Origin of the sequence: Caballeronia sp. ATUFL_F1_KS39 (assembly GCF_023630985.1) — a bacterium.
Classification (GTDB): domain Bacteria; phylum Pseudomonadota; class Gammaproteobacteria; order Burkholderiales; family Burkholderiaceae; genus Caballeronia; species Caballeronia zhejiangensis.
On sequence record NZ_JALQDZ010000045.1, the window covers coordinates 107,215 to 128,586 of the forward strand.

Sequence of the window (21,372 nt, forward strand, 5' to 3'; positions counted from 1 at the left end):
CGCGCGTCCGGGATCACGCGCCGTCGTTCAGCGCGAGGTCCCGCGAGCGCGCGACGGCTTCGTCGCGGCTCGACACGCCGAGCTTGCTGTAGATGTTCTTCAGATGCCATTTGACCGTCTCGGGCGATATGCCCATCGTCCGGGCGATCTTCTTGTTCGGCAACGCCTGCGCGAGCAGGCTCAACACCTTCGTTTCCCGCACGCTCAGGATTTCCGGCGCCTTCGCCTCGCCGGCGCGCACGCCTGATCCTGGCGCGCCCGGCCGCTTCGCCGTCGCGCGCGCTTGCGCGCTGCGCAGACGATCGGCGTAGAACTGCAACACCGCGCCCTGCGGTTCGGTTCGGACGGCGGCGCCGATCAGATCCAGCGCGGCGGGATGCGCATCGAGCAGCGTGCGCACGAGGCCCAGGCGATGTCCGTGGCGCACGGCGTCCAGCATGACCTGGCGCGCCGAATCCGCGTCGCCGCGAACGTGCGCCGTGACAGCCCTGCGCACTTCCAGAGACACGGTGCGTCGCTGCCAGCCGCGCGCCCGGCACAGTTCGATGAGCGGCGCGAGCGCATGCGCCGCCGCGTCGTGATCCTCGTGCGCCATGCGCCAGTCGATGTGCGCCTGCTGCGCGACGAAGCGGAAATCGGCCGCGTGCGCGAGCGAGCCGGCGCGCGCGGTCAGTTCGTCGAGCCGCGCGAGGCCCGCGTGCGCGGCGTCGAACTGGCCGCCCTGCAAGTCGCGCCGGACGCGCTGCGCGACGCAATGCGCGAGCGCGCGCCGCAGATCGTGCTTCGCGGCGTAATCCTCGAGCCGATCGAGACACGCGATCGCATCGAGCCGATGACCCGCGAGCCAGCGCGATGACGACAGCACCGTGAGCACGCTCGTCACCGCATCCGGAAACGACACGCGCTCGATGACGTCGAGACGTTCTTCGAGCAGCTTGCACGCCTGATCGGCATCGCCGGATTCGTAGAGCACTTCGCCGAGCAGCGCGGCGGCGAGCGCGGACGCCTCCGCCGCGGCGCTGCCCCGCGGTTCGGCCTCGTGGAGCACGTCGCGGCACACGCGCTCGGTGCGCAGCAGATCGCCTTCCAGCAGATGACCGAAACCCACGAGCGCGCGCCCGCTCAGCACGCCCGCCGACGTGCTCATGAGCGGCGTGCCGTCCGCGAGCACGGGCGCGCGGTCGGTCTGCGCGCGGCGCGCTTCGTCGAATTCGCCGCGCAGCGTATGCGCCCAGGTCAGCAGATTGTTGTGCGCGCCGATGGTGATGCCTTGCGCGTCGTCCGGCAGCGTGCGCAGCTGCGGCAGCAGTGTGCAGGCGGCGTCGAGATCGTCGCGCTGGACCGCGAGCGCGGCTTCCAGCAGCGTTACGCGATAGCGCGAGTGCGTGTCGTCGTGCGCGAGATCGGCGCGCAGCCGTTCGATCTCGCTCGCGCAAGCGTCGAACTCGCGATTGTAGAGATGCAGATGGATCATCCAGAGCCGCAGCCCGACGCGCGCCTGAATCTCGGCTTGCGGCAAGAGACGCATCAGCGCGACGATCCGGCGCAGTTCGCCGCGCGGCTGCAGGGCGCGCGCGATCTGCGCGACGAGATCGGCGGCGGCGGCGGGTTCGCCGGCGAGCACGGCGTGACGCACGGCTTCATCGGCGTAATCGTGCTCGCGGAACCACTGCCATGCCGTGTGATGCACTTGCCGCTGCTGCGCCTCGCTGCGTGCGCGAAAGCGCTCCAGCAAGGTCTCGCGAAAGAGCGGATTCAGGCGATACCACACATTGCGTGCATCCTGACCGGCGGGCGCGAGAAAGAGATTGTCGCTTTCCAGACGGGCGAGCAGCTTGAGCACGCTGTCGGGATGATCCGCGCGGCCGATCAGCGCGACGCACAAGGGCGCGCAGAGCCGCTCGCACACGGCCATCCGCATGAGCAGCTCGCATTCGCTCGCGGCGAGCCGCGACAGCACTTCGCGTCCGAAATACTCCGCGAACGTGTGGATGTCGAGCAGCGGAGCGTCCGCGAACGCTTCATCGAGCGCGAGCTGCTTCGGCGCGACGTTCCCGCGCTTCGCGCCGACCACCATCAGCTGCAGCCCGGCGATCCAGCCATCGGTCATTTCGTGCATGCGGCGCGCGTCGCGCGGGGCGATGTCGCGAAGCTGCGATTTGAGAAACGCGAACGATTCCGCCATCGAAAAGCGCAGATCGCGCATGTCGAGTTCGAGCAGCAGACCTTCGTCGCGAATGCGGCCGACGGACAGCGGAATCGCGCCGCGCGACGCGATCGCGACATGCAGATTCGGCGGCGCGTAATCGAGCAGCCATTGCAGCGATTGATGACAGCGCCGATCCGTCAGCCGATGCAGATCGTCGAGCACGAGCACGAGATCGCCCTGACGGCCCGCGATGCCGCGCACCAGCGCGATGATCGTGCGTTCGACCGCTTCGTCGTCGAGGCCGCGGCCGCCGAGCAGGGCGGCGTCGCCGGCGATCGACGGATCGACTTGCGCGAGGCTCGCGGCCAGTGCGTCGAGGAACCGGGCGAGGTCGTCGGTTTCATCGGACAGCGTGAGCCACGCGACCTGAAACGCGAGCGGATAAAGCGCCTCGCGCCACGCGATGAGCGCGGTCGTCTTGCCGTAGCCCGCCGGGCCTTGCATCACGATGCAGCGCTTGCGCCGGGCTTCGACGAGCTGCGCGACGAGCCGCTCGCGGCCCACGATGCGCGTCGATATGCGCGGCGATGCGCAGGCCGGATCGGACGCGGATGCCCGCGCGGTGTCGTCATCGGAATGATTCGGATAGCGAAGGAGGATCGTTTCAGTCATCAAGCACCTGCGTCTTTCAAGGTGGGACAAAACTCCGATGCCGGCGATTCTAGCGTTCACGACGCGCCGTGCCCGCTAGGGAACACGCGTAGTCCGGCGCGGGAACTATCCGAGTACGGCAATGGTTCGCTCGACGAACGAACTGGGGTATTCCCGCGCCTACTCGATTCGGGTAGTGGTGACGGGAAGACGCCCTGCAACACTGAATCGGACGGGATCGGAGGGGCGTCGGCGTGCGTCGCGTGCATCGGACAAAGGCGCCGGGGAGACCAAAAACCCATAACGAGGAGACAGCTATGTGTATCGTCAGGAAGAGCGTTGCCGGTGCGGCCCTTGCGGTCGTGGCAAGCGGCGCGGCGGCCCAGTCCAGCGTCACGCTTTACGGCGTCGCGGACGCATTCTTTCAGTGGTACGACAACGGCGGCCAGCATTCCTGGTCGATGCGAAGCGGCGGCAACAGCGGTTCGATGGTCGGCCTGAAGGGCAGCGAAGATCTCGGCAGCGGCCTGAAGGCCGTGTTCACGCTGGAGAGCGGCTTCAACATCAACAACGGCACCGCTTTCGCCGATTCCTCGGTGATGTTCTATCGTCAGGCGTGGGTCGGCCTGTCGCACGAAAAGTACGGCTCGCTGACGTTCGGCCGGCAGTATCAGCCGACGTTCTGGTCGCTCTATCCGACCGATCCGTTTCGCGCGAACGAAGTGCTCTCGCCGCTCGCGGCATCGGCGAATTCCATCGACCGAAACACGATCGCCACGCAGACGGGCGGCGGCCGTTCGAGCAATGCGATCGTCTACAAGTCGCCGAATCTCAGCGGATTCCAGCTTTGGGGCATGTATGCGCTCGCGGCGTCCGTGACGCAGCCGTATCCGCAGAGCACGGGCAACATGCTCGATGTGGCCGCCACGTACTCCGGTTACGGGCTGTACGCAGGCGTGTCGTATCAGTTCCAGCATCCCGGATCGAAGACCTTGCCGGGATTGCCGGCTGCGGTGAACACGGTGTCCGTCGAGCATTACACGGCGGCGCTCGCGTATCGCATCGGCATCGTGAATCTGCAGGCCAACTACACGTATCACAAGCCGGAGAATCCGGCCGCGGGTTCCGTCGCGGCGCGGCTGAACGCGGCGCATCCGTTCAGCGTCGCGGAAATCGGCGCGACGATTCAGGCGACGCCCGCCGACGCCATCGAAATCGCCGGCTTTCAGCGCCTCGCGCGCGGCGTGCATGACAACACCTGGGGCGTGCAGGTCGGCGCGGATCATAGCCTCTCGAAGCGCACGACCCTTTATGCGCGCGCGGGCTTCATGAAGAACAACGGCCTCGCGACGACCGCCTGGCCCGGCTACACGACGACCGCGGGCGAGAATCAGACGCTCGTCGGCGTCGGCATGTCGCATCGCTTCTGATTGACAGCGGGCGCGCTTCGTCCGAACCTGCGGGCGCGGCGGAGTGCGCCGTTCGGCATTCATCGCATCGAGCATCGTTACAACAAACATGGCGGCAAATCACACTATGAAATTACTTCGAACTGCAAAGCTGATGATCGGCGTCGCCGCCGTCAGCGCATCGTTTTATGGCTACGCGCAGAGCGGCGCGTCGGCGCCCGTGAGCGCGTCCGCGCCGGCGATGGCATCAGCGGCGAATGGCGGCAAGACTTCGTCGAAAGCGGCGGATCGCGCGCTGCGCCGGAAGATCCTCACCGCGCTCGCCGACGCAAAGGGAATGCGCGCGGCCGGCATCACTGTGCGCGCCACCGACGGCGACGTGCTGCTCGAAGGCTGGGTTCCCGAAGTCGCGCAGATCGAGCAGGCGACGCGCGTGGCGCAGGGCGTGCCGGGCGTGAAAACGGTGCGCAACACGCTGACGCTCTCGACATTCTGATAGCGCTTGAACGTTCCTTCATGGCCCCGCGCCGGTTTGCGCCGACGCGGGGCGTTTGCATTACGCGCAGCCGGCGATCGACTTCGTTTCGAGGAACTCGGACAAACCGTGCTCGCCGAACTCGCGACCGTTGCCGGATGTCTTGTAGCCGCCGAAAGGCGCGTTCAGGTCGAGCGTCGCGCCGTTGAGCATCACCGCCCCCGCGCGCAGATGATCCGCGACGCGACGCGCGCGCGCCGCGTCGGATGACGACACGTAGGCGGCGAGACCGAAGTCGGTATCGTTGGCGATGTCGATGGCTTCGTCTTCGCTCGAATACGGAATCATCACGACGACCGGACCGAAAATTTCCTCGCGCGCAATGCTCATGTCGTTGCGCACGTTGGCGAACACGGTCGGGCGCGCGTAGAAGCCGCGCGTGAGCGTATCGGGCCGGCCGGGGCCGCCGGCTGCGAGCGTCGCGCCTTCGTCGATGCCGCGCTGGATCATCTGCTGCACGCGCTCGTACTGACGCCGATTCGAGATCGGGCCGAGTTTGGTATCGGGATGCGCCGGATCGCCGACCGTCAGCGCGTTCGCGGTCGCGGCAGCGATTGCAACGGCGTGGTCGTGCAGACGCTTCGGCACCAGCATGCGCGTCGGCGCGATGCACGTCTGGCCGGAGTTGAGCATGCAGAAGATCACGCCGTTCGATACGGCGCTCTTCAGATCGGCGTCGTCGAGGATCAGGTTCGGCGACTTGCCGCCCAGCTCCTGCGTGACGCGCTTCACGGTCGGCGCCGCTTTCATCGCGACATCGACACCCGCGCGCGTCGATCCGGTGATCGACACCATATCGACACCGCGATGGCTCGCGAGCGCCCCGCCGATGTCGGCGCCATCGCCGTAAATCATGTTGAACACGCCGGCTGGCACGCCCGCGTCGTGGAGAATCTGCGCGAAAAGTTCGGCGTCGAGCGGCGTGATTTCCGATGGCTTCAACACGATGGTGCAGCCCGCCGCAAGCGCGGGCGCGACTTTCGCCGCGATCTGATTGAGCGGCCAGTTCCACGGCGTGATGAGCGCCGCCACGCCGATCGCCTCGCGCACGATCTGCGTGCGTCCGCGCGTGGCGACGAACGGGAAGTCCTGCAGCGCGGTCAGCGTGCCGTGAAACTGGCCGAGTCCGGCGGGCGCCTGCTTCTCGCGCGCGAGCCATGCGGGCGCGCCCATTTCCGTGGTGATCGCGTCGGCGAGCGCGCCCATGCGTTCCTTGTACAGCGTCATGACGCGGCTCAGCAACGCCGCGCGCGTCGCGACGCTCGTGCGCGACCACGCGGGAAACGCGGCGCGCGCCGCTGCGACCGCGGCGTCGACGTCGGCGCTCGTGCCCATCGCCACGCGGCCGATGACGTCTTCCGTCGCGGGATTGACGATGTCGGCGAAATGCGCGCCAGCGGCCGGCTCGACCCAACGTCCGCCGATATAGAACTTGTTCAACTCTTTCACGGTTTCTCCATTGCGTGATGACGCGCTCAGACCGGGCGCTCACCGATGATCGTCGCGCGCATCATGCGGCGCGCGGCGGGATAGTAGTCCTGAACGGCATAGTGCTGCGTGGCGCGGTTGTCCCAGAAGGCGATCGTGTGCGGCTCCCATTTCAGGCGCACTTGATATTCCGGCGCGGCCGCTTGCCGGAACAGATAGTGAAGGAGGTCCATTTCGGCCAGCTTGAGATCGAAGCCGAAGCGATAGCCCGCGATCTCCGCGTAGTTGGAGAAATGCGTCGTGAATGCCTCGTTGACGAAGAGCAGCTTCTCGCCGGATTCGGGATGCGTGCGGACCACCGGATGCGTGACGGCCGGGTTTTGCGCGCGCACGGTGATGCGCTGTTCGGGCGGCAGCATCGAGCCGAAGAGCGGCATCAGATCGTGCACGGCGATGAGGCCCTCGAGACGCGCTTTGACTTCGGCGGGCAGGTTCTCGTAGGCGAGCGCCATGTTCACCCAGATGGTGTCGCCGCCGGTTGGCGGACATTCGACGCAACGCAGGATCGAGCCCATCGACGGCACTTCGCGCCACGAAACATCGCTGTGATAGATGTTTTCGCGGCCGCGCTTCTTGTCGGACTTGTCGAAGACGACGAGCTCCGGATGATCGGGATGATGCGCGATGACGGGATGCACTTCCAGGTTGCCGAACCGCTGCCCGAGCGCGACATGCTGCGCGGGCGTAATGTCCTGATCGCGGAAGAACAGCACCTTGTAGCGGATCAGCGCGCGGCGCAGCGCGAGATACGTCGGCTCGTCGAGCGGCTGGCGCAGGTCGATGTCGCTCACGTAAGCGCCGATCGCGGGCGTGGCCTGCGTGACGGTGAACGGCCAGATTTCGCCTGGAGCCGAATCGGAAGTGCGTGCTTCGATGGTCGAACCGGCTTGCTGCATGTCGATCTCCCGTTGATGCGGCGTCGCCAAAACAGGCGCCCGAGCCGCGATGCTCGCGAGCATGGTCGCACAACCTGTCATAACAGGTGTACCGGTTAAAACCCGTAGCCTGTCATGACAGCTACAATCGCCGTCAGTGTTTCGATCCACCGGACAAGATAAAAGGGCGCCATGACACAAACTCGTTTCAGGCAGATCGAAGAAGCGTTGCGGCAGCAGATCATCGCCAACGATCTCGCGCCGGGCGTCAAGCTGCCGTCGGAAGCGGAACTCGTCGAACAATATGGCGCGAGCCGCATCACGATCCGGCAGGCGCTCGCCGGGCTGCATGCGAGCGGGTTGATCGAGAAGATCAACGGGAAGGGAAGTTTCGTCACGCGTCCGTCGGAGCGCTCGGATCTCGGACAACTGACCGGTTTCTACGAAGCGGCGCGCAAGCGCGGCCAGACGGCCAACGGCGAACTGCTGTCGGTGCGGACGATCACGCCGCCGCCGTTCGCGATGGAAGCGCTCGGCTTAAGCGAAGGCGACACGCTCGTCTGCGCGACGACCTTGCGTCTGTGGGACGCCGCGCCTGTCGCCATGTTCATGGTGATGGCCGACCCGGCGCTCATGGACGCACTCGTCGCCGAAGACCTCGAAACGAACGACGTCACGAGCATTCTCGAAGAACGCCTCGGTTATCGGCTGAAGCATTTGGAAACCGAGAGCGCCGCGATCGCCGCCACGAAAGAGCACGCGCGGCGGCTGAAGGTGGATCCGGGCGCGCCGCTTCTGCGCGTCCGGTGCACGCCTTTCGACATTCAGGGCAAGGCGCTGTGCTGCGCCGAACTGCTGTTTCGCGGCGACCGCTTCGCGTACAAGGCGAAGGTGTCGCGCTAGCCGCGCTCAGGCGGCGCTCGTCGCGACCGGCTCGGTCGAAGCGCGCGGCGCGCGATCCGGATGCATCCAGCGCAGCGCGATGAGCGTGGCGACGATCAGCATGGCGGCGGTCGTCGCGAAGCCCAGTTCGTAGGCGTGGGCACTCGTGCTGCCGTGCGCCTGCACGATGCGGCCGATGACCATCGGCGCGATCGCCGCGCCCGTGCTCGCGAGCGCGGTGTGGATGCCGATGAGCGCGCCGCGCTGCGCATCCGGCACGACTTCGGACAGCACGGCGGGCGCGAGCGCGAAACACACGGCCGGCAGCGCGCCGGCCACCGCGAACACGGCGACCTTCTGCGCGGAGCTGAGGCCCGGCAGCATCAGCGCGAAGAAAAGGCACGCGGATATCGCGAACGCGGCGCACAGCAAACGCACGCGTGCGCTGCGAGACGACGCCCCGCGAGCGAGCATGCGCTGCGACAGCCAACTGAGCCCGAGGCTGAACGGCGCCGCGGTGGCGATCACGAGCGCGAAGCAGCGTCCGGACGCGATGCCGGAGAAGCCGAGCGCTTTTTCGAGGTAACTCATCAGCCAGGTCGTGTTGGCGCCGAGCATCCAGTAAGCGGCGAAACCGAGCATGAACACGCTGAGGACGGTCGGATTGCTCAGGAGCTTGCGATACGGCACTTTCTGAGGCGCGGCGTCGGCACTGGCGTTGCCGCGCGGACGCCGCGCAAGATTGCCCTCGCGTCCGACGAACAGCCACACGACGCTCCACAACGCGCCGACGATGCCGAGCAGGATGAAGTTCATGCGCCAGCCCCAGTGATGCGTGATCACCGGAATGAGCAGGCCCGCGAGCAGCAGGCCGACCATCGCGCCCTGATTGAGCAAGGCGACCGGCATGTTGCGCTTTTCGTCGGGAAACCATTTGTAGAGCGCGTGTACGGAAACGGGATAGAACGGGCCTTCCGCCGCGCCGAGCACCATGCGGCTCAGGAGAAACGCGGCCATGCTGCTGAAGAGCGCCTGCGGAATCTGCAGCACGGCCCACATGACGCCCATCGCGAGCAGCAGCCAGCGGGTCTGGATGCGGTTCGACAGAAAGCCGACCAGCACCGTCGATACGGCGAACAGCCAGAAGAAGCTTCCCGCGACGACGCCGAATTGCGCCGGCGACAGGTTCAGATCGCGCATCAGCGGCACGGCCACCATGCCGAGCACGATCTTGTCGAGGAAATTGATGAGGGCAAGCGCCGTCAGCATCAGCGTCGTCAACCACGCCGCGCGTGGCCTGTAACCGTCGAGTGAGTTCATGGGTCGGATCGGCTCAAAAATGCGGCGCCCGTTCGGGCCGCGGGGTGCGTTGTAGGTTTCGCCGCGCGCGCTCGCGCGGAGTGCAAGCTGCACGTCGCCACGTTAAGTGCGCGTGACGAACCGCACCCCCACCCGAAACAGGGAGGACAGGGAAAACGCCGTCCCGCACAGTGTGTCACGCGGCGGGCGCAGACTGTTCGCCGCCTCGTTGCCTGGATTGCCGGCGCGCCTGGCATCACGCGGATGGCATCGTCCTTGCAAACGGTTCTTCCTCCGGACTATCGAACCATCGTTCAGCCCTGAAAGGAGAGTGCTCATGAGTCTGGATCTGACCTTCCGCGCAGGCGAAGCAACCGTGCTGGCGGCGCCGGGACAAGCGACCGACGCGATGCCCGAAATTCTCATCGGCCGCGTCGACGGGCCGGTCGGCCACGCGTTCGCCAACATGATGGCGCAATCGAAAGGACACACGGCGATGTTCGCGATACGCGCGTGCAATCAGATGGTGCGCCCGGCGACGATGATCGTGCCGAAAGTGACGCTGAAGGACATGGCGAACATCGATCTGTTCGGCGGCGTGGTGCAGTCGGCAACCGCCGATGCGGTCGTCGATTGCCTGATAGAAGGCATCCTGCCGAAGGATCAGGCGAACGATTTGTGCATCATCAGTCTGGTGTGGATCGATCCGCGTTGCGCGACGGACGCGAACATCGACAAGAAGGACATGTACCGCACGAATTACGAAGCGACCAAGCTCGCCATTCAGCGCGCCATGAGCAACGAGCCGAGCGTGGAGGAACTCATCGCGAATCGCCACACGATCAAGCACGACATGGACGACTGGAGCTGAATTCCACGGTTCAGCGGTTTCCCGCCGGACGCGGCTCGCGCTTTCGTGGCGCCGCTCGCCGACGCGGGCTGCGCGGCGACGGTGCGCAATCTTCGCCGATGGCGGTGCCGGCGGATTTGTGCTGCGCGGCGGGCGGCGCGAGATCGGCCGCTTTCAAGGTGAAGTTGACGCGCACGGTGTCGTACGGAAACACGATGGCGCCGTGCTCGTCGTGTTCCAGCAAGCCGGCTTCGAGAAGCGCTTGCACGTCGCGATGCACGCCTTTCACGTCGCGTTCGAGCCGGCGCGACAGCTCGCGGATCGACATCGGGCCGGCGCCGGTCATCGCGCGGATGATTTGCCAGCGGGGCGTGGTGAAGGTGCGGAAGAGGAGTTCGGGCGTGGCGTAGGAGAAGAACCTTCCTGGGAACTTGCCGCTCTTGACCGTGGCAAGAACGCGCTCGCTGAACTCTTCCAGCGACGCGATGCCGATCGTGACGGTCTTCATCATCCTGACCTCCATCTGTTCCAGACTTGCACATTCGTGAAGAAGTCGGCGCATAACTGCTCGACCGACGTAAATTCATAAAGTGTCTCGACTTTCGCGAAGTGACGGTGATCGCCTTTGCCTCGCTCGTTGTCGTAACGCAGCACGCACTCGCCAGCGACGACATACGCAAGCCTGTATTTATATGAATGTGTGCATCCCGGAACAGGCTCAGGGACATGCCATATCGTTAGTTCGACGAAACCACCGGAAGGCAGCTCCTCTCGCGCACCCAGGACGAGCGGAGCTTTTCTGTTGGACACTCTGACAACGCCATAGTGTGTTGTCAAATGCTCCAACACCCGGCCGCCGCCCGCCATTCCCCGAACGGACGACTTGACACACCTTCGCTGCCAAGCTCGCGAGACGCTGCTAGACTGACACGCGCGTCGAGCTGCGCGCTTTCATGACGAAAAGAAGTCAGACGCGCCGCCCGCGATTCCGCACTGCAACATGCCCGCGCGACAAGAACGCGCCACCACCTTATAGCCGTCACCTATCGGCGGCATTGCAAAAATCGCATTCTATTGAGCGCCGCTCTCACGTATTTTTTAAGTTGCACAAGGCTGTCGGGATGAACCACGCATCGCCCGATGCACGCCGCGAAATCCCTTATCGGACCAGGTTCGTGCAGCGCCTCGCATGGATCTGACGCCATGGTAGTCAGTAGCACAAGAACTAGTACTAGTGGGTACGTCCTCGCAAGGAGATAACGCATGTCAAACGAATCGAAGTGCCCGTTTACGCATGCCGCCGGCACCGGAACGACCATCCGTGACTGGTGGCCGCGGCAACTGCGGGTAGATCTGCTGAGTCAGCATTCCGACAAGTCGAATCCGCTCGGCTCGGGTTTCGACTATGCCGAAGCATTCAAGAGCCTCGACCTCGCCGCGGTCAAGAAAGATCTCGCGGAGCTCATGACCGATTCGCAGGAATGGTGGCCTGCCGACTTCGGCCACTACGGTCCGTTGTTCATCCGGATGGCGTGGCATAGCGCGGGCACGTATCGCATCGGCGATGGCAGGGGAGGCGGCGGACGCGGCCAGCAACGTTTCGCGCCGCTCAATAGCTGGCCGGACAACGTCAGCCTCGACAAGGCGCGCCGCCTGCTCTGGCCCGTCAAGCAGAAATACGGACAGAATCTTTCATGGGCCGATCTGATCATCCTCGCCGGCAACGTCGCGCTAGAAACGATGGGCTTCAAGACGTTCGGCTTCGCGGGCGGACGCGAAGACACATGGGAGCCGGATCAGGATGTCTACTGGGGCAATGAAAAGACCTGGCTCGGCGGCGATGTCCGCTACGGCAAGGGCGCGGCCGGCAACGATGAAGATCAGGGCGTCATCACCGCCGACGAACAGAAGCACGGCGAGGAAGTCAGCCGCACCGACGGCGGCCGCAATCTGGAGAATCCGCTGGGCGCGGTGCAGATGGGCCTGATCTATGTCAATCCGGAAGGCCCGGACGGCAATCCCGATCCGCTCGCGGCGGCGCATGACATCCGCGAGACTTTCGCCCGCATGGCGATGAACGACGAAGAAACCGTCGCGCTGATCGCCGGCGGCCATACGTTCGGCAAGACGCACGGCGCGGGGCCTTCCGATAACGTCGGTCCGGAGCCGGAATCGGCGGATCTGGAAAACATGGGCCTCGGCTGGAAGAACAGCTACGGCAGCGGGAAGGGCGCGGACACGATCACGAGCGGCCTCGAAGTCACCTGGACCACGACGCCGACGAAGTGGGGCCAGGGATTCTGGGAGAACCTTTTCGGTTACGAGTGGGAACTGACGAAGAGTCCCGCGGGCGCGAATCAGTGGATCGCGAAGGATTCGACGGAAACCATCCCGCACGCGCACGACCCGTCGAAGAAGATCAGACCGACGATGCTGACGACGGACCTGTCGCTGCGCTTCGATCCGGAATACGCGAAGATTTCCAAGCGCTTCTGGGAGAATCCAGACCAGTTCGCCGACGCCTTCGCCCGCGCGTGGTTCAAGCTGACGCATCGCGACATGGGTCCGAAGGCTCGCTATCTCGGGCCGGAAGTGCCGGAGGAAGAACTGCTGTGGCAAGACCCGATTCCGGCGGTGGATCATCCGCTCGTCGGCGATCAGGATGTCGCGGGGCTCAAGCAGAAGGTGCTGGCGTCGGGGTTGTCGATTACCGATCTGGTGTCGGCGGCGTGGGCATCGGCATCGACGTTCCGGGGCTCCGACAAGCGCGGCGGCGCGAACGGTGCGCGCATTCGTCTCGCTCCGCAGAAGGACTGGGAGGCGAACAGGCCTGAACAGCTCGGCAAGGTCTTGTCGACGCTCGAAGGCATCCAGAAAGAATTCAACGGCGCGCAAGTGGGCGGCAAGAAGATCTCGATGGCCGATCTGATCGTGCTGGCGGGCAACGCGGCGATCGAGAAGGCGGCGGAGAAGGCGGGCCACACGGTCACGGTGCCGTTCACGCCGGGCCGCATGGACGCGTCGCAGGACAAGACAGACGTGCTCTCGGTCTCGGCGCTCGAACCGGTCGCCGATGGCTTCCGCAACTTCGTCAAGTCGAACGTGCGCGTGCCTGTCGAGACGCTTTTGATCGACAAGGCGCAATTGCTGACGCTGACCGCGCCGGAGATGACAGCGCTCATCGGCGGTTTGCGCGCGCTCAACGTGACCGCCGCAGACAACGCGCACGGCGTCTTCACCGACAAGCCCGAAACGTTGACGAACGACTTCTTTGTCAACCTGCTCGACATGAATACGGAGTGGTTGCCGATGTCGTCGCGCCGCGATGTGTTCGAAGGGCGCGATCGCAAGTCGGGGCAGCGCAAGTGGACCGCCAGCCGCGTCGATCTGATCTTCGGCTCGCATTCGGTGCTGCGCGCGCTCGCCGAAGTCTATGCGAGCAGCGATGCGAAGGAGAAGTTCGTCAGCGACTTCGTCGCGGCGTGGACGAAGGTGATGAACCTCGACCGCTTCGATCTGAAGAAGTAAGCGGCCAGGCTCGTAGAAGCTGCAGGCAACGCGGCGGTCCTTCGGGGCCGCCGTTTCTTCTTGCAACGCGCTTCAATGCGCGACGCGCGCGGGCCGCTGCTTGAAGAGAAATCCGCACACGACGATGAACATCGCGAGCGCGATCGACGCGCCGTAGCGGCTCATCGCGAGACCGCCGTTCGCGACCGGCTTGTCGAGAAAATCGCCGACTACGGCGCCGAGCGGCCGCGTCAGGATGAACGCGCTCCAGAACAGCAGGGTGCGCGAAACGTTCGTGAAGCCATACGCGAGCACGATCAGCAACAGCGCGCCGCCGAAGATCGTCGCGGCGCCCGTGTAGCCGAAGCCCACGGTGTCGGCGGTCCAGTCGCCGAGCGCGGTGCCGAGGGTCTGCGAGAACATGATCGTGACCCAGTAGAAGGCTTCCGCTTTCGGCGATGCGATCGTCGATACCGAGACCGATCCCATCGCACGATGCCACACCGCGAGCGATGCGATCAGCAACGCGAGCAAGATCGCGCCTCCGCCTGCATAGCCGATGCCGAGCGAGCGGTCCGCGAAGTCGGCGAGCGTGGTGCCGACGGTCGTCGTCGCGATGATCGTGATCCAGTAGAGCGCGGGCTGGAATCGCTCCGCCTTGACTTGCGCAATCACCGCGACGACGAACACGGCCGCGAAGATGAACGTGCTCACCAGATAGCCGAGGTTCATCGACATCGAGAGTGCGTCGCCGCCGGTTTCGCCGAGCGTCGTCGCCGCTATCTTGATGATCCAGAACGCCAGGGTCAGTTCGGGGACCTTGGCGAGTGCATTTTCTGTTCGCTCCATGTCGTCTCTCATGCGAGGAAAGACTCGAGCGTAGGGGTAGGGGCTTAGGAGAGGCTTAGTACGAGCACCATTTCGCCCCTTCGCGTATCGTCGACGTTCCGACCCGTTCATCCACAAGGAGCCACGCCATGCCCCGCACCGTCGCCGAGAAACGCGCCGCTTTTCGCGCGCTGCACGAATCCGGCTGCTTCATGTTGCCGAATCCCTGGGACGTCGGTTCCGCCCGCTATCTCGCGACGCTCGGCTTCAAGGCGCTCGCGACGACGAGCTCGGGCTTCGCATGGTCCAAAGGTCACGCGGACAATCACATGCAGCGCGACGCCGTGCTCGCTCATCTGCGCGAAATCGTCGAGGCGACGGATTTGCCCGTGAACGCCGACTTCGAAAGCGGCTTCGGCGCGACGCCCGACGAAGTGGCTCAAAGCGTGATGCTCGCGGTGGAGGCGGGCGTCGCGGGCTTGTCGATCGAGGATTCGACCGGCGACGCATCCGCGCCGCTCTTTGCGCTCGATGTCGCCGTGGCGCGCATGAAGGCGGCGCGGCGCGCGATCGACGCAAGCGGCGGCGACACCTTGCTCGTCGGCCGCGCGGAAAACTTCTTCGCGGGCAAGCCCGATATCGACGATGCCATCGCGCGTCTCAAGGCGTATTCCGATGCCGGCGCCGATTGCCTCTACGCGCCCGGCATCAAGACGCGCGAGCAGATCGAAGCCGTCGTGAAGGCGGTCGCGCCGAAGCCGGTGAACCTGCTGATCGGCGGCGTGTCCGAGTTCACGCTGAGCGACGTCGCCGCGCTCGGCGTGCGGCGCGTGAGCGTCGGCGGAGGGCTTGCGCGCGTCGCGTGGGGCGGGTTCATGCGCGCGGCGCAAGGACTTGTCGATGGCCGCTTCGACGGGTTCAAGGACGCCGCGGCGGGCAACGATCTCAACGCGATTTTCGACGCGCGCGCGTAACGTACCCGGCTACTTCTTGCGCTTCGCCATGTAGCCGAGATACGCGATGACCGCATCGAGATCGCTATCGCTGATCGCGTTCTTGTCGAAGCCGGGCATCTTCATGTCGGCCCACGCGCGAATCGACTTCGGATCGCGGATGTACCCCTTCAGCGCCCACGGCTGAAAATATTCGGTCGGATTATGCGGACGATTCAGGTCCGGGCCGACCGACGCATCGCCCGCGCCGTTCAGCTTGTGGCAGACCATGCATTGCGTCGTGAAGACGGTCATGCCGCGACGTATCGGCGAATTGGCGGGCACGCTCTTGTCGACGGCGATCTGCGGGAAGCGCGCGGCGAGCGTCGGCGCAATGCGAATCGCGTCGACCTTGAACGGCCACTGCTCGCTCGTGACGCCCGACGCGGCCGGATCGATCCACACGACATAGAACGGACCGACATCGCCGCTGCCCGGCACCTGTGGCCAAGGGTCGTCCGCCGGCTCGATCGCGAGCCACGGTTCGGCGCGCTTCTTCGCATCGCCGAACAGCAGCTTCGCGGAAAAGTGCGTGACGAAACCGTCGGTGGCCGTGACCTGAAGCTCCTTGCCCGCGGGCAGTTCCGTGATGCCGAGCAGCGCGCGCAAGGGCACGGCGCGATACGTCATGCTGCGATGAAACGTGACGTCGTTCGGCACGCGGATGATCGCGGCATCCGGGCGCGCGAGCAATTGATCGGCCGTGAGCGAGCGCTCGCCGCCGACGTTGATCGTGAGCGATGCGGCCATCGATGACGCGCAGGCGAGCATCAGGCTCGCGAGCGCCAGGGCGCGTTTGAACATCATCGTCGCGGTCCTCCTTTGCGTGCGGTGATGATACTGCCTCACGCCGTTTGCCACGATGCGTGGCATGCGGAGTGCTAAGGGAAAGAGGGCGCGATGATAGACTTGAAAGTCTCGCGGCGCTGGCCATCGGCGCTGCCCGAACGTCACGAAAACAGAAACGAATGAAAGCCAAACGATTCTCGATGATCCGCGATTTCCATCTGGCCGACTGGTTCACGCTGGGCAACGCGGTGTGCGGCACGGGCGCGCTTTTCTCGTCGATGTCCTATCTCGACGACTCCGATGTGCTGCATATCTATCTCGCTTGCGCGCTCGTGTTCGCGGCGCTCGTGTTCGACGTGCTCGACGGCCGCATCGCGCGCTGGCGTCAGAAGGCTTCGCTCTTGGGCAAGGAGCTGGACTCCCTCGCCGATGTGATCTCGTTCGGCGTCGCGCCGGCGATCATCGGCTATGGGTTCGGCATGCGCGGCCTCTACGACCGCGTGATCCTGGCCTATTTCGTCGCGTGCGGCGTGTCGCGGCTCGCGCGCTACAACGTCACGACCGAAGAGATGTCGGGCGCAAGCGGCAAGGTCACGCACTTCGAAGGCACGCCCATTCCCACATCGTTTCTCATCGTGCTGCTGCTGACCATCGGCGCGTGGTCCGGCGCGATCGGCGAAAGCATGTGGCTCGGCACGGTGCGTCTCGGCGGCTTCACGCTGCATCCGCTCGTGCTGATCTACGCGATCTCCGGCTCGCTGATGATCAGCCGCATCCGCATTCCCAAGCCGTGAGGATCAGGCGCTGGCCGAAGCCGCGTGATGCCGCCCGATCAGCAGAAAGTGCGCGAGCGCGATGAGCGGAAAGCACGTCGCGACGCTCGCGACGAGCGTCCAGCCGCCGTGCTCGTAAAGCTGGCTCGCGAACGCCGAGCCGAATGCGCCGCCTATGAAAATGCTCGTCATGTAAACGGCGTTCAGCCGGTTGCGGCTCGCGGCGTGTAGCGCGTAGATTTCACGCTGGCCGAGCACCATGTTCATCTGCACGGCGAAATCGAGCACGATGCCCGTCACGACAAGCGCGCCCACGCCCCACGCGGGATGAATCACCACGGGAAGATACGCGATCGCCGCGAGAATCAGCGCGATGAAGGTCGCGCGCACGGTGTGGCCCGCATCGGCGAGACGCCCGGCGATCGGCGCGGATGTCGCCCCGGTCGCGCCGATCAGCGCGAAGATGCCGATGGCCGTCTGCGAAAGCCCGTAATGACGCGTCAGTTCGATCGGAATGCCGGTCCAGAAGAGACTGAACGATGCGAACATCAGCCCTTGATAAAGCGAGCGATGACGCAGCACCGGCATCGTTCGCACGAGATGCCCGAGCGAGCCGATGAGCTGAAAATACGTCGCCTGATGATCTGGCTTGCGGCTCGGAATCGTGAACGCGAGCACGCTCGTGACGCCGATCATCAACACGGCGGCCGCGCCGAACATCGCGCGCCAGCCGAAGTGGCCCGCGACGAGACTCGATATCGGCCGCGACAGCAGAATGCCGAGCAACAACCCGCTCATGATCGTGCCGACCACTTTGCCGCGCGATTCGTCCGGCGCGAGATGCGCGGCGAGCGGAATCAGAATCTGCACCGCCACCGACGAAAAGCCGATCACGAGCGAGATCAGGAGAAACCAGCCGGGCGTGTGCGTGAACGTGGCCGCCGTGAGACTCGCGATCGACACGAGCGCGGTCGCGATCATGAGCTTGCGGTTTTCGAGCAGATCGCCGAGCGGCACGATGAAGAACAGCCCGAGCGCATAGCCGATCTGCGTGAGCGACACGATCAGGCTCGCCGTGCCGCCCGCCATGTGCAGATCGGGCGCGATGAGTTCGATGATCGGCTGCGCGTAATACAGATTCGCGACGATCGCGCCGCAGCAGAAGGCGAAGAGCGCAATGAGGCCGCGCGTGAGTTCGACGTGCTTGCCGCCGTCGCGTGTGGTCGAAGCTGAAGCCGGCATGTAAACAGACCCTGAGGTAGCAGAACGGGACTATACGTTGTCGGCGCATTTCCCGCAGCAAGGGCTCACGCCGTTTCATCAGATGAAAGCGTGCGCTTCGGACCTATACCTTCATGTTATTTCGCGGCACGAGGCGCGTGCGTAAGATGGCTTCCAATCAGGCGTGGATCAGTTCATTGCGCGCCGAAACAGGACAACGCCCTTGCAATCGCCTTCCAGAGTTTCCGTGATCGACGATGACGAATCCGTCCGCGTCGCCTCTTCCAGTCTGCTGCGCTCGCTCGGCTGGGAGGTCAGCCTGTACGCGTCGGCGGAGACGTTTCTCGACGCAGATCCGCTCGACGGCCTCGCGTGCATCATCACCGATCTCAACATGCCCGGCATGTCCGGCCTGCAACTTCAGCAACGTCTGCACGAGCTGAATCTGAACGTGCCGGTCATGTTCATCACCGCGTTCGCATCCGATGCCGCGCGCCGTCAGGCGCTCGACGGCGGCGCGGTGTGCTTTCTCAGCAAGCCCGTCGATGGAACCGCCGTCGCCGATTGCCTCGAACGCATTCGGCAAGGATTTTTGAAGGATTAGAATGCTTCGCGTAATCTGGCGCGGGCCCGGACCTTTCCAACGAACGCCGATGATTGATTGATGGAGACATTCCAGAGCGCGCCGCGCGCGGTGCGTCACGATACGCGCATCGTGTCGATGCTCGCGGCGGCCATCGCGCTCGCCGTGTTTCTGATCGACGCGCTCACGCCGCTCGATATCGCCATCGCGGTGCTGTATGTCGTCGTCGTGCTGCTGATCGCATCGACGGGCAATCGCACCGCGACGGTCGCGACCGCGTGGGGCTGCGTCATCCTCACGCTCGTCGGCTTCATTCTTTCGCACGACGAGAACGTCTCGGGCGGCGCGCTCGCACGCTGCGCGGTGAGCCTGCTCGCAATCGGCACGACCGCCGTTCTCTCGCTGCGCATTCAGGCCACGACGATGCAGCGCAAGCGCATGGAAGCCGAGTTGCAGCGTCAGCGCGATGCATTGAAGCGCAGCGAAGCGTTCCTGCTCGATGCGCAGCGGCTTTCGCTTACCGGCAGCATCGCGACGCGTCTGCCCGCCGGGACGATGTGGTGGTCCGACGAGGCGTATCGCATCTTCGATTATCCGCGCGACATGACGCCTTCCATCGATGCAATTCTCGCGCGCTCGCATCCCGACGACATCGCGATCGTGCGCGGCGCGCATGAAGCGGCGCTGTCCAGCGTGCGCGATATCGATGTCGAGCATCGGCTGCTGCTGCCGGATGGAACCGTGAAGCACGTTCATTACGTGGCGCATCGTGCATCGAGCGAAAACGACGGCGGCGAATACGTCGGCGCGCTGATGGACGTCACCGAAACCAAGCTCGCGCAGGAAGCGCTCGCGCGCTCGACCGCCGAACTCGCGCATGTGACGCGCGTGACGATGCTGGGCGAGCTGGCCGCGTCGATCGCGCACGAAGTCACGCAGCCGATGGCCGCGATCGTCACGAGCGGCGGCGCCGCCTTGCGCTGGCTCAATCGCGCGCAACCGGATATCGCGGAGGCGCAGCAATCGATCGCGCAGATGGTCCGCGACGCCAAGCGCGCGAGCGAAGTCATCGCACGCATTCGCGCGATGGCGAGAAAGCGCGACAGCCAGCCCGCGACGCTCGAAGTCAACGAGATCGTCGGCGAGACGATCGAGCTCGTGCGGCGCGAACTCGCGCGTCATCGCGTGGATGTGCGCGCCGATCTCGCGACGCCGTCGCCGACGGTGCGTTGCGACCGCGTGCAGTTGCAGCAGGTGCTCATCAATCTGATGATGAACGCGGCGCAGGCGATGTCCGCCGTGAACGGGCCGCGTGTGTTGCGTGTGGCGACGCGCGAGAGCGACAGCGATCCCGGTTACGCTCAGATCGTCGTGCAGGATTCGGGCACGGGCATCAGCGACGAGAACGCGCGGCGTCTGTTCGATGCGTTCTTTACGACGAAGGCCGAAGGCATGGGCATGGGCTTGTCGATCTGCCGTTCGATCATCGAGGCGCACGGCGGCAGGATATGGGCGGAATCGCCCGATGAAGGCGGCGCGCGTCTGCTTTTCGTGCTGCCCGAAAACGAGAGAAGAGACGATGAGCAATGACAAGCACGCCGCGATGGTCTACGTGGTCGACGACGACGAATCGATGCGCGATGCGCTGCGCATGCTGCTGCGTTCGGTCGGACTGAACGTGACGACGTTCGCGTCCGCGCACGAGTTCCTTGCGCACGACATGCCCGAAGTGCCGAGCTGTTTGATCCTCGACGTTCGGCTGAAAGGGCAGAGCGGTCTCGCCGTGCAGGAGCAGATGGCCGCGAGCCAGCTCGGCTTGCCGATCGTCTTCATGACGGCGCACGGCGACATAGCGATGACGGTGAAAGCGATGAAAGCGGGTGCGAAGGATTTTCTCGCGAAGCCGTTCCGCGATCAGGACATGCTCGATGCCGTCGCGCAGGCGCTCGAAGCCGATGAAGAACGGCGCGCGGCGAGCCGCTCGGTCGCGGACTTGCGGCGCGCGTATGAGTCGCTGACGCCGCGTGAGCGCGAGGTGATGGCGTTCGTCGTGTCGGGTCTGATGAACAAGCAGATCGCAGCGGAGATGAATCTGAGCGAGATCACGGTGAAGATTCATCGCGGCCAGGCGATGAAGAAAATGGCCGCGCGTTCGCTGGCCGATCTTGTGCTGAAGGCCGAAGCGCTCGGCGTGAAGATGCCGCAAGGCGCATCGACGCCGCCGCGCGCCTAGCGGTTTTGCATCATCGAGGGCGCGGTTTCTTCGCTCAACGCGATGCGTTCGAGCGGCAACTGCGTGTCGTAACCGGCGCGATCGAGCGCGCTCCAGTCGTGCGGCGCGCTCAGCGAATACCACGTTCCGAACGCCAGAACGGCGGCGCAAGCGGATAACAGCCTGCGTGTCGATGTATCGCCCATGATGCGCTCCCGATGCGTGACCATGACGTCAGCTTAGAGAAGCGCATGCGCGCGCGCCATTCTACGAACGGCTCGGCGTGCTTATACGAACGTTTGATGCAAGCAAGGCAGGTCTTCGCCATT

At 64.9% G+C, this 21,372-nt stretch carries 20 protein-coding genes; 10 read left to right on the top strand and 10 right to left on the bottom strand.

Going from position 1 to position 21,372, the window contains the following annotated elements:
* Window positions 1-13: 13 nt before the first annotated feature.
* Entirely contained in the window at window positions 14-2,821 is a 2,808-nt protein-coding gene (locus NCR93_RS24205; RefSeq protein WP_175982027.1) for a winged helix-turn-helix domain-containing protein, read from the bottom strand.
* Window positions 2,822-3,117: 296 nt separating this feature from the next.
* Here NCR93_RS24205 and NCR93_RS24210 point away from each other — a divergent pair, with 296 nt between their 5' ends.
* Together NCR93_RS24210 and NCR93_RS24215 are read left to right on the top strand one after the other, a co-directional pair.
* Window positions 3,118-4,230, top strand: a complete 1,113-nt coding sequence (locus tag NCR93_RS24210; RefSeq protein ID WP_175982025.1) for a porin — start codon at window positions 3,118-3,120, stop codon at window positions 4,228-4,230.
* A 106-nt stretch (window positions 4,231-4,336) separates the two neighbouring features.
* On the top strand, window positions 4,337-4,705 hold the full coding sequence (locus tag NCR93_RS24215) for a BON domain-containing protein (protein WP_239294986.1): 369 nt from the start codon (window positions 4,337-4,339) through the stop codon (window positions 4,703-4,705).
* A gap of 60 nt (window positions 4,706-4,765) precedes the next feature.
* Here NCR93_RS24215 and NCR93_RS24220 read toward each other — a convergent pair whose 3' ends face one another.
* Together NCR93_RS24220 and NCR93_RS24225 are read right to left on the bottom strand one after the other, a co-directional pair.
* Window positions 4,766-6,193, bottom strand: coding sequence for an aldehyde dehydrogenase family protein (locus tag NCR93_RS24220; protein ID WP_175982023.1), 1,428 nt, complete (start codon window positions 6,191-6,193; stop codon window positions 4,766-4,768).
* Window positions 6,194-6,219: 26 nt separating this feature from the next.
* Window positions 6,220-7,128 (bottom strand): TauD/TfdA dioxygenase family protein, encoded by a 909-nt coding sequence (locus NCR93_RS24225; RefSeq protein ID WP_250532294.1) that lies wholly within the window; start codon window positions 7,126-7,128, stop codon window positions 6,220-6,222.
* A gap of 171 nt (window positions 7,129-7,299) precedes the next feature.
* Between NCR93_RS24225 and NCR93_RS24230 the strand changes: the two genes are divergently transcribed.
* Entirely contained in the window at window positions 7,300-8,010 is a 711-nt protein-coding gene (locus NCR93_RS24230) for a GntR family transcriptional regulator (protein WP_008347350.1), read from the top strand.
* 6 nt (window positions 8,011-8,016) lie between these two features.
* Here NCR93_RS24230 and NCR93_RS24235 read toward each other — a convergent pair whose 3' ends face one another.
* Window positions 8,017-9,309 (bottom strand): MFS transporter, encoded by a 1,293-nt coding sequence (locus NCR93_RS24235; RefSeq protein WP_008347351.1) that lies wholly within the window; start codon window positions 9,307-9,309, stop codon window positions 8,017-8,019.
* A gap of 316 nt (window positions 9,310-9,625) precedes the next feature.
* On the opposite strand from NCR93_RS24235, the gene fae reads away from it, so the two are divergent.
* The gene (gene fae / locus NCR93_RS24240; protein ID WP_008347352.1) at window positions 9,626-10,159 is read left to right on the top strand and encodes a formaldehyde-activating enzyme; all 534 of its coding nucleotides are present in this window, start codon (window positions 9,626-9,628) and stop codon (window positions 10,157-10,159) included.
* Window positions 10,160-10,169: 10 nt separating this feature from the next.
* On the opposite strand, the gene NCR93_RS24245 is transcribed toward fae, so the two are convergent.
* The gene (locus tag NCR93_RS24245) at window positions 10,170-10,649 is read right to left on the bottom strand and encodes an HVO_A0114 family putative DNA-binding protein (protein ID WP_239294984.1); all 480 of its coding nucleotides are present in this window, start codon (window positions 10,647-10,649) and stop codon (window positions 10,170-10,172) included.
* A complete protein-coding gene (locus tag NCR93_RS24250) occupies window positions 10,646-11,005 on the bottom strand; it encodes a toxin-antitoxin system TumE family protein (protein ID WP_239294982.1) in 360 nt (119 codons plus the stop codon). The genes NCR93_RS24245 and NCR93_RS24250 overlap by 4 nt, the downstream gene beginning before the upstream one ends.
* A 396-nt stretch (window positions 11,006-11,401) precedes the next feature.
* Between NCR93_RS24250 and katG the strand changes: the two genes are divergently transcribed.
* Window positions 11,402-13,666 carry a catalase/peroxidase HPI gene (katG, locus tag NCR93_RS24255; RefSeq protein ID WP_175982019.1) on the top strand — a complete coding sequence of 755 codons (2,265 nt, stop codon included), beginning with the start codon at window positions 11,402-11,404 and terminating at the stop codon, window positions 13,664-13,666.
* A gap of 72 nt (window positions 13,667-13,738) precedes the next feature.
* Here katG and NCR93_RS24260 read toward each other — a convergent pair whose 3' ends face one another.
* Window positions 13,739-14,494 carry a COG4705 family protein gene (locus tag NCR93_RS24260; protein ID WP_175982016.1) on the bottom strand — a complete coding sequence of 252 codons (756 nt, stop codon included), beginning with the start codon at window positions 14,492-14,494 and terminating at the stop codon, window positions 13,739-13,741.
* 128 nt (window positions 14,495-14,622) lie between these two features.
* Between NCR93_RS24260 and NCR93_RS24265 the strand changes: the two genes are divergently transcribed.
* Window positions 14,623-15,447, top strand: coding sequence for an isocitrate lyase/PEP mutase family protein (locus NCR93_RS24265; protein ID WP_175982014.1), 825 nt, complete (start codon window positions 14,623-14,625; stop codon window positions 15,445-15,447).
* 9 nt (window positions 15,448-15,456) lie between these two features.
* Here the strand turns inward: NCR93_RS24265 and NCR93_RS24270 are convergent, their stop codons facing one another.
* Window positions 15,457-16,272 (bottom strand): cytochrome c, encoded by an 816-nt coding sequence (locus tag NCR93_RS24270; RefSeq protein ID WP_008347363.1) that lies wholly within the window; start codon window positions 16,270-16,272, stop codon window positions 15,457-15,459.
* Window positions 16,273-16,433: 161 nt separating this feature from the next.
* Here NCR93_RS24270 and pssA point away from each other — a divergent pair, with 161 nt between their 5' ends.
* Complete coding sequence (gene pssA / locus NCR93_RS24275) at window positions 16,434-17,048, top strand: CDP-diacylglycerol--serine O-phosphatidyltransferase (RefSeq protein WP_033535860.1); 615 nt, start codon at window positions 16,434-16,436, stop codon at window positions 17,046-17,048.
* Window positions 17,049-17,051: 3 nt separating this feature from the next.
* Here pssA and NCR93_RS24280 read toward each other — a convergent pair whose 3' ends face one another.
* Entirely contained in the window at window positions 17,052-18,269 is a 1,218-nt protein-coding gene (locus NCR93_RS24280; protein ID WP_175982012.1) for an MFS transporter, read from the bottom strand.
* Window positions 18,270-18,471: 202 nt separating this feature from the next.
* Here NCR93_RS24280 and NCR93_RS24285 point away from each other — a divergent pair, with 202 nt between their 5' ends.
* From NCR93_RS24285 to NCR93_RS24295, 3 genes are read left to right on the top strand one after another with little or no spacing between them, the layout of a single operon-like run.
* Entirely contained in the window at window positions 18,472-18,852 is a 381-nt protein-coding gene (locus NCR93_RS24285; protein ID WP_033535859.1) for a response regulator transcription factor, read from the top strand.
* 60 nt (window positions 18,853-18,912) lie between these two features.
* Window positions 18,913-20,421 carry a sensor histidine kinase gene (locus tag NCR93_RS24290; RefSeq protein ID WP_175982010.1) on the top strand — a complete coding sequence of 503 codons (1,509 nt, stop codon included), beginning with the start codon at window positions 18,913-18,915 and terminating at the stop codon, window positions 20,419-20,421.
* Window positions 20,411-21,064: a response regulator transcription factor gene (locus tag NCR93_RS24295; protein ID WP_008347372.1), complete on the top strand. Its 654-nt coding sequence runs from the start codon at window positions 20,411-20,413 to the stop codon at window positions 21,062-21,064. Before NCR93_RS24290 ends, NCR93_RS24295 begins: the two co-directional genes overlap by 11 nt.
* Here the strand turns inward: NCR93_RS24295 and NCR93_RS24300 are convergent.
* Window positions 21,061-21,273 carry a hypothetical protein gene (locus tag NCR93_RS24300; RefSeq protein WP_175982008.1) on the bottom strand — a complete coding sequence of 71 codons (213 nt, stop codon included), beginning with the start codon at window positions 21,271-21,273 and terminating at the stop codon, window positions 21,061-21,063. The genes NCR93_RS24295 and NCR93_RS24300 overlap by 4 nt on opposite strands.
* Between the last annotated feature and the right edge of the window lie 99 nt (window positions 21,274-21,372).